The 8,599-nt window shown below is 65.9% G+C and carries 7 protein-coding genes; 2 read left to right on the forward strand and 5 right to left on the reverse strand.

What is annotated here, in order from left to right:
• The 3 genes from AC5RWT_RS31410 to AC5RWT_RS31420 all read right to left on the reverse strand — a co-directional run.
• Nucleotides 1-565, reverse strand: a 565-nt coding sequence (locus AC5RWT_RS31410; protein ID WP_494083634.1) for a M20/M25/M40 family metallo-hydrolase, incomplete at its 3' end; no start/stop codon positions are given.
• A 400-nt stretch (nucleotides 566-965) separates the two neighbouring features.
• Nucleotides 966-2,438, reverse strand: a complete 1,473-nt coding sequence (rpsA, locus tag AC5RWT_RS31415) for a 30S ribosomal protein S1 (protein WP_494043904.1) — start codon at nucleotides 2,436-2,438, stop codon at nucleotides 966-968.
• A 293-nt stretch (nucleotides 2,439-2,731) separates the two neighbouring features.
• Nucleotides 2,732-4,042 carry a GNAT family N-acetyltransferase gene (locus AC5RWT_RS31420; protein ID WP_494083635.1) on the reverse strand — a complete coding sequence of 437 codons (1,311 nt, stop codon included), beginning with the start codon at nucleotides 4,040-4,042 and terminating at the stop codon, nucleotides 2,732-2,734.
• Between the two features lie 93 nt (nucleotides 4,043-4,135).
• Here AC5RWT_RS31420 and AC5RWT_RS31425 point away from each other — a divergent pair, with 93 nt between their 5' ends.
• A complete protein-coding gene (locus tag AC5RWT_RS31425; protein WP_494043906.1) occupies nucleotides 4,136-4,894 on the forward strand; it encodes an ABC transporter permease in 759 nt (252 codons plus the stop codon).
• 10 nt (nucleotides 4,895-4,904) lie between these two features.
• Here AC5RWT_RS31425 and polA read toward each other — a convergent pair whose 3' ends face one another.
• Nucleotides 4,905-7,679 (reverse strand): DNA polymerase I, encoded by a 2,775-nt coding sequence (gene polA, locus AC5RWT_RS31430; protein ID WP_494083636.1) that lies wholly within the window; start codon nucleotides 7,677-7,679, stop codon nucleotides 4,905-4,907.
• Between polA and AC5RWT_RS31435 the strand changes: the two genes are divergently transcribed.
• Nucleotides 7,678-8,175, forward strand: a complete 498-nt coding sequence (locus AC5RWT_RS31435; RefSeq protein WP_494083637.1) for a hotdog fold thioesterase — start codon at nucleotides 7,678-7,680, stop codon at nucleotides 8,173-8,175. The genes polA and AC5RWT_RS31435 overlap by 2 nt on opposite strands.
• A 46-nt stretch (nucleotides 8,176-8,221) precedes the next feature.
• Here the strand turns inward: AC5RWT_RS31435 and AC5RWT_RS31440 are convergent.
• On the reverse strand, nucleotides 8,222-8,599 hold a 378-nt coding region (locus AC5RWT_RS31440; RefSeq protein WP_494083638.1), incomplete at its 5' end, for an HNH endonuclease.

The following is an 8,599-nucleotide window of genomic DNA, read 5'->3' on the forward strand; positions in this document are numbered from 1 at the left end:
GCCCGGCCTCCTCGCTGTCCGAGCCGTCGCCGTCGTACACGAACGCCACCGCGTTCGGCGAGCCCACCACATCGACGTTCAAGTACGCGACGTGCTCAGCGGCCTCCGCGCGGGAGAGTTCCTCGACATAGTGTTCCGAGCCGTGCAGCCCGTCTTCCTCTCCGCCCCAGAACGCGAACCGGATCCGATCCCGCGACACGGCGCCCTGCTCCGCGAGCCGCAGCGCGACCTCCAGCACCGCGGCGACCCCGCTGCCGTTGTCGTTGAGCCCGGGCCCCTCCTCGACCGAGTCCAGGTGCGCGCCGAGCACCAGCACGCTCCCCGAGCCGCCGCCGGTGCCCGTGTCGGCCAGGATGTTGAACGCGTCCACGGGGTTGCGCCGACCGTAGCTGAACTCCTGCCGCCGCGGCTCATACCCCGCCGCACGCAACTGCTCCTCGACGTAGGCCGCGGATGCCTCATAGCCCCCGGTGGCGTCGGCCCGGTTCCCACCGTTCGCGTCCGCCGCCGCCTGCAGCGCCTCCAAATGCCGCGTCAACCCACTGGGCTTTACTACCTCACGCACGAAAGACGGGTCCGGCGGGGCACCCACCTGCACAGGCGGCCGCGGCTCGTCCGAACATGCTGCAACGCCGCAGACCAGTGCCGCGCATAACGCAACGGTCCACAGCCGGGTGCGGTGATCAGGATGATTCTGGAAACGCTGCGGAACGGATTCTGCACGGCGCATGTAGGCCCCCAAGTCTGCGTCCTGGACGCTGGTGGGCTCATGCTACGCCGCGGCGGTCCGCACGGGAAGAACCAGTTGCCCGCGGTAACCGCCGAATGCCTCCGTGGGCGTGCCCGTTACGTGGGTGCCGGCGGCTCGGAGCCGGGCCCGACGGCAAGAACCCCCGTACCTGAAAGGTACGGGGGTTCCATGAGCCACCCAGCGCCGGATGGTTCCGGCGCCGTTGATGCAGTTGTTACGCGCCGGTCAGCTTCTCACGCAGTGCAGCCAAGGCTTCGTCGGAAGCCAGGGTGCCGCCAGTGGAGGCCGGAGCCGCCGGGGCGTCGGAGGAGTAGCTGGTCGGTGCGGCCTCGGACTCGCCCGGAGCCTGGGCTTCCTCGGCCAGCGAAGCAGCAACCTGCTTCTTGTGGGCTTCCCAGCGAGCCTGGGCGTCAGCGTACTGCTGCTCCCATGCGGCGCGCTGTGCTTCGTAGCCTTCGAGCCACTCGTTGGTCTCGGGGTCGAAGCCCTCCGGGTACTTGTAGTTGCCCTGCTCGTCGTACTCTGCAGCCATGCCGTACAGAGCCGGATCGAACTCGGTGCCCTCGGGGTCTACACCCTCGTTGGCCTGCTTCAGCGACAGCGAGATGCGGCGGCGCTCCAGGTCGATGTCGATGACCTTGACGAAGACCTCGTCGTTGACGGAGACAACCTGCTCGGCCAGCTCCACGTGGCGCACGGCCAGCTCGGAGATGTGAACCAGGCCCTCGATGCCGTCTTCGACGCGGACGAACGCACCGAACGGCACCAGCTTGGTGACCTTGCCCGGGACGATCTGGCCCAGAGCATGGGTGCGGGCGAAGGTCTGCCACGGATCTTCCTGGGTGGCCTTCAGGGACAGGGACACGCGCTCGCGATCCAGATCCACCTCGAGAACCTCGACGGTGACTTCCTGGCCAACCTCGACAACCTCGGAGGGGTGGTCGATGTGCTTCCAAGAGAGCTCGGAGACGTGCACCAGGCCGTCGACGCCGCCCAGGTCCACGAAGGCACCGAAGTTGACGATCGAGGAGACGACGCCCGGACGGACCTGGCCCTTCTCCAGCTTGTTGAGGAAGGTGGAGCGGACCTCGGACTGGGTCTGCTCGAGCCATGCACGGCGGGACAGCACCACGTTGTTGCGGTTCTTGTCCAGCTCGATGATCTTCGCTTCGATCTGCTGACCGATGTACGGAGCCAGGTCGCGCACGCGGCGCATTTCGACCAGGGAGGCGGGCAGGAAGCCGCGCAGGCCGATGTCGAGGATCAGGCCACCCTTGACAACCTCGATGACGGTGCCGGTAACAACGCCGTCCTCTTCCTTGACCTTCTCGATGTCGCCCCAAGCGCGCTCGTACTGAGCACGCTTCTTGGACAGGATCAGACGGCCTTCCTTGTCTTCCTTGGTCAACACCAAGGCTTCGACCTCGTCACCGACGGCGACAACATCGCCCGGGTCGACGTCGTGCTTGATGGAAAGCTCGCGGGAGGGGATGACACCTTCGGTCTTGTAACCGATGTCGAGCAGGACTTCGTCGCGGTCAACCTTGACGACAATGCCTTCGACCAGATCGCCATCATTGAAGTACTTGATGGTTGCGTCGACGGCTGCGAGGAAGTCTTCAGCGGTACCGATGTCGTTGATGGCGACCTGCGGGGTACCGGGCTTCTCGGTGGAGGTGATGGTCATGTAGTAGGGGCTCCGATGTGGATAGATTTCTGAGTTCCGTTACTGCTCTGCCTCCCGGCGCACAACAGCACTCAACCGCTGCTGCCCATGGGATGCATTGCCGTTTACGGAAACGGACTGATGTATTTTGGTGAAGCTGATGGAGCCTGCCCTCCGTTGGAAGGGGCTCTCCATACGCATTACGCGCCCAATAAGTCTAGCCGGTTACCGCAATTCGGGCAAAGCGCCCCGGCCCCACGGCGCTTAGGCCCGGCACGGCGGCCTTGCCGGGCCAGCCGCCGGGCGGCCGCCGGTCAGAAATGCGTGATGCAGTAGGGCGCGGTGTCCGTTGCGAAAAAGCTGTCCAGCCGGTCAACAGTGGCCGCGGATGCCCCGGAGAAATGCCCGGCCGCGGCCAGCGTCCTGGCGCGGGCCCCACCGAGGAAGAGGGAGCCGAGTGAATCCACCGGCACGACGGCGTCGACGTCCGCGTCCGGAGCCAGCCGGTCGACGGTTCCGCGGCCGTCCTTCACGGTGAGCCGGTATGTGCCGCCGCAGATGTCCAACGGATCGCTGATCCGCAGCGTGCAGGCGCCGTCGTGAAAGTACGGCCGCGTCTGCAGGACCGTCACCGGGTCCAGCACGCGCAGCCACAAAACATCTTCCACCGACTTCACCTCATAGCCACGGCTGTCTGTCAGTCCCCAGGCCAGCGGATCCTGCTCCGGGGAGAGCGGGAACTGGATGCGCTCAACCAGATCCAGTGATCCGAGATAACGCCACAGCTCCAGGTAGGCGTCCTGTCCGGCAGCGACCAGATCAATGACCTTCACGGTGTACGGCTTGGTTTCCCAGCCGGCGAAGCGATAGCTGACGTAGCCGTCCGGGCGGCCCTCGCCGTCGTAATGGACTGCGGTACGCAGCGCCTTGTCCTCCGACGCGCCGTCCTGGCTCCAGTGGCCCGAGACGCGCAGGGCGTAGCTGGCTTGGCGGCCAATGGAGCCCGGGACGCGGGCATGGAACCGGTTGAACAATTCCGGCGCCAGTTCCTGGAGCGAGGCCGGATCGGCCAGCTCCATTGTCCCGGTCGCCGGGGCACGCAGTCCGAACCGTTCCCGGACGTCGATCTCCACCTCACGGGTGAACGTGGCGGCACCGAAACCGAACCGGCCGTAGATGGTGGCCTCGGAAGCCGTCAGTGCCGCCATCGCCAGCCCCTGGCCGGCCGCGTCTTTCAGGTCGTCGGTGATCATCCGCCGGAGCAGACCGCGGCGCCGGTGCGTGGCCCGGACGGTCACTGCGGTAATAAGGTGGGTGTCCATCAGGCGCCCGCCGCCCACGTTGAGGGTGTTGACCATGGTGGCGTAGGTGGCGACGGGTACGTGGATGTCCCACACGCCGGGGCGCGGCGAATCATCGTAGGCGCCCCAAAGGATCCGCCGGTCCAAGCCGTAGGCCTTGGTGTACGCCGCGACGTCGGACGGATCCGGTTTCTTGTCGTGGAAGCCGAAGCTGACCGCTTCGAACCAGCCCAGCGTCCTGGCGTCCGGTGCTTCTCCGTCAAGCCCGGCGGCGAACCGGTCGATGCGGAGGTCCTGGCGGGTGTCCTGCGTGCGGGTGATCACGGTTTGTGAGCCTAGCCGCAGCTCCCCCGGTCCGCCAGAGCACACCGTGCCCCGGGACGCCCGTGCGCAAGCCCGAAGTGCGAGACTGGGCGGGTGCCGGATCATTCAACGCTGCTGAACACCGGTCCTGTTGTCTGGGTTCTGCTGGTTGCCCTGCTGGGCGTTGCCGCCGCCGTTGGACGGACCGTGCTGGGGATACCCATCAGGCAGGTCCTGCTGGCCGGGACGCGGGCACTCGCCCAGCTGGCCGTCGTCGCCGTCGTCATTTCCCAGCTGGGCAGGTCTGGATGGCTGGCCGCAGCCTTCCTGCTGCTGATGCTGGCCGTGGCCTCGTGGACCGCTGCGCGCCGCATCGGTGACACAGCCGTCTGGCGGGCCGCGCTCCCCATTGCCGCCGGCACCGCGCCGGTCGTCGGATTGATGTTGGTGACCGGGGTCCTGCCGCTGCAGCCGTTGGCCCTGGCGGCCGTGGTGGGCCAGCTGATTGGCGGCTCGATGACCGCCACGAATCTGGCCGGCCGGCGGCTGTCCCAGGAGTTGCAGGCGCGGTCAGGGGAAGTCGAAGCCGGCCTGGCCCTCGGGCTGCGGGGCCGCGCCGCCCGGTCGTTGGTGGCCCGGCCGGTGGCAGCCGAAGCGCTGCTGCCGGCGCTAGACCAAACCCGCACGGTGGGCACAGTCACGTTGCCCGGAGCATTCGTCGGACTGGTGCTCGGGGGTGCATCCCCGCTCGATGCCGGCCTCATCCAACTGGTGGTGCTGGTGTCACTGCTCGCGGCCGAAGCCATCGCGGTCTCCGTCACGGCGTACCTGGCGGAGGGCGGCCTGCTCGGCCGCCTCGCCACGCCCGGATGAAGCAGACCGGCTAGTGGCCGGCTTCTTGCCAGTTGGCGCCCACGCCCACTGAAACATCCAGCGGCACGGACAGGTCCGCGGCGCCGCCCATCTGGGCGCGCACCAACTGCTCCACCTGTTCCCGCTCCCCCGGTGCCACTTCCAGCACCAGTTCATCGTGGACCTGCAGCAGCATCCGGGACTTCAGCCCCTGGCTTTCCAGCTCCTGGGCGACGCCGAGCATCGCCTTCTTAATGATGTCCGCGGCGGAGCCTTGGATCGGTGCGTTGAGGGCCGCACGCTCCGACATCTCCCGCAACTGCCGGTTGTCGCTGGCCAGATCCGGCAGGTACCGGCGCCGGCCTTCGATCGTCGAGGTGAATCCGTCAACCCTGGCCTGGTCCACTACGCCGCGCAGGTAGTCGCGGACGGCGCCGAACCGGGAGAAGTAGTCCTTCATGAGCGTCCGAGCCTCGTCCACCGAGATGTTCAGCTGCTTGGACAAGCCGAACGAACTCAGTCCGTACACCAGGCCGTAGGACATCGCCTTGACCTTAGCGCGCATCTCGCTGGTCACGTCCTCCGGCGCGACCCCGAAAATGTGAGCGCCAACAAACCGGTGCAGGTCCTCGCCGGAGCGGAAGGCCTCGATCAGCCCCTCGTCGCCGGACAGGTGGGCCATGATCCGCATTTCGATCTGCGAGTAGTCCGCCGTCAATAGCGTCTCGTAGCCCTCGCCGACGACGAATGCTTCCCGGATCCGCCGGCCTTCTTCCGAACGGACCGGAATGTTCTGCAGGTTCGGGTTGATCGAGGAAAGGCGTCCGGTGGCGGCTACCGTCTGGGCGTAGGTGGTGTGGATCCGCCCATCGTCCGCCACCGTCTTGCGCAGGCCTTCCACCGTCTGCCGCAGCTTCGTGGCATCGCGGTAGGTCAGCAGTTGCACCAGGAACTCATTGCCGGTCTTGGCGAACAGATCGTTGAGTGCGTCGGCGTCGGTCGAATAGCCGGTCTTGATTTTCTTGGTCTTCGGCAGGCCCAGGTCCTCGAACAGCACGGCCTGCAGCTGCTTGGGCGAGCCCAGATTGATTTCCTTGCCGATGATGCCGAAGGCTGCCGAACTTGCGGCGTCGATGGTGACCGTAAAGTCGTCCACCAACCGGTCCAGTGCGGCGGCGTCCATCGCAATACCGGCCAGTTCCATCCGCGCCAGCACCAGCGACAGCGGCAGGTCAAGCCCACCCATCAACTGGTTGGCGCCGCGCTCGACCAGTTGACCCGCGAAATGTTCGCTCAATTGCAGCGCTGCGAACGCCTGGACCACGGCGGGACCGGCCTTGTCATCCTCGGTCAGGCCAAGCTCCAACTGCCCGCTTGCGGCCGCATCGGGGGCCGCCACGGACATCTTCAGGTGGTACTGGGCCAAGTCAGCCAGTTCGTAGCTGCGCCGGTCGGGCTGAATCAGATAGGCCGAAATTGCGGTGTCATCCACCACTCCCAGCAATTCGAATCCTCGCCGCGAGAGAACCTTGTAGGCGTACTTGAAGTCGTGGACGATCTTCGGTGCGTCCAGGTCGGACAGCCAGTGTGCCAGCAACTGCTCGGCCTCCGCGTCGAGCGAGGCCAGCGGCACATAGGCAGCGCGTGCGTGCGCCACCAGAGCCAGCCCGACGGCGTCGTCCCCACCTTCCGCGGTCTCCGCCACGAGCTGCAGTGCGACATTCAGCTGGTTGGTCTCCGCGAACCACTCCTTGAGCGCAGCTGCTTCCGAAACCACATGGTGAGCAGGGGCGTTGACCTCCGTCTCGCGCACGGCGTCTTCCTCGCCGAAGAGGTCGAAGAGTCGCTTGCGTAGAGTGTTGAACTGCAGCGCATCGAAGAGTTCCTCGATAGCGGCGCGGTCGGGGTGCTGCAGCACCATGTTCTCCAGCTCCACCGGCAGCTCCAGATCCCGCAGCAGGTGGTTAAGCCGCCGGTTGCGCTTGACCGAGTCGACGTTGGCGCGCAGGGATTCGCCGACCTTGCCGCCGATGGCATCCAGGTTCTCCAGGATGCCGTCCACGCCGCCGTACAAGTTGATCCACTTGGCAGCGGTCTTGGGACCCACGCCCGGAACGCCGGGCAAGTTGTCGGCCGTCTCGCCGACCAGGGCGGCCAGATCGGAATAGCGCTCCGGCGGGACGAAGTATTTGGCCTCCACCGCTGCGCTGTCCATGGGCGGAATGTCACTGATGCCCTTCTTCGGGTAAAGGACCGTTACCTTGTCGGTGATCAGCTGGAAAGCGTCGCGGTCGCCGGAGACCACCATGACTTCCCACCCAGCTTCTTCAGCCTGGGTGCTGAGCGTGGCGATGATGTCATCGGCTTCGTAACCGTCAAGGGTGACGGTGGGAATCTGCATCGCCTCCATCACCTTGATGATCAGGTCCACCTGGCCGTGGAATTCCTCGGGCGTCTTGTTCCGGCCGCCCTTGTACTCGGCATACTCCTGAGTGCGGAACGTTGGGGTGTCCAGGTCAAAGGCCACCGCAACATGGGTGGGTTCGCGCTGCTCGATCATCTTGATCAGCATGGAAGTGAAACCGTAGACCGCATTCGTGTGCTGTCCGGTATCGGTGGAGAAGTTCTCCATGGGCAGCGCGTAGAAAGCGCGGAACGCCATGGAATGGCCATCGATCAGCAACAGGCGGTGAGGGCCGGAAGATGCTCCCTCTATGCCGGTCAACGGAGCCCCCTCGGCCTCCAAAGTGGCTGTGGCTGCGTCCGGTTTGTTAGTTTCACTCACACCTGCCAGCCTAGTTCCCATGAGCGACAAATTCACACCCGACGGCGGTGTGCCCGGACACGTGCAGGCCTCCGCTGCGGCGACGATCGCAGAACTCGTCGACGCAGGAGTTCCGGAACACCTGCACCGGTGGCTCGTGCATACCGGTGTCGGCGCCCTGGTGGTCAAGATGGGCATTGTCTTCAGCGAAATGACCCCACAGCGCATCGTGGCCAGCATGCCGGTCGAGGGAAATACCCAGGTGGCGGGCATCCTGCATGGCGGCGCCCATGTTGTGCTGGCCGAAACGCTGGGATCCTTCGCCGCGGCGCTGCACGCAGGCTCCGGCCGCCACGCCGTCGGGATTGAAGTCGGCGCCAGCCATCACCGGTCTGTCTCTTCCGGTCTGGTCACTGGAACGGCGACGGCGATCCAGTTGGGTCAATCCCTCACAGTCCATGAAGTGGTGATGACAGATGACGAGGGACGGCGCCTCTCCACGGCTCGGATCACCAATTTGATCCGCGATAACCGCTGACGAAGCAGCCCGGGGAATCGCCTGTGAACTCACTTGTGCTCCCTAGTCAGGCTGCTTCGCCGACGATGTCGCCCCACTGACTTCGAACAACGACCCATCCACTCTCAGCAGCGATGCCGGGGCGGGGTTTGTCCGCAGCCTTCACTTGCCGCATGGCAACCACGGCCAGCGCGTGACGGACTACCTGCATAGCTCGCACCGGCGGCTCCGCCCCTTCCGCCGCTTGAGTTCCGGTGCCGGGCAGGGGTGGTGCGGTGGAGGTGTAGGTGTGGCCGGTGGGGGTGGTCGTTTCCACGGTGTGGCGTGGCCCGTCGACGGGTTTCGTCAACCAGCCGTCGGCTTCCTTGGCGTGGTTGCAGCGCTCGCACAGCCCCTGCCCGTTGGCCAGGGTGGTGGGCCCGCCCTCGGACCAGGCGACAATGTG

It is taken from the genome of Arthrobacter sp. Dra40 (assembly GCF_059091905.1).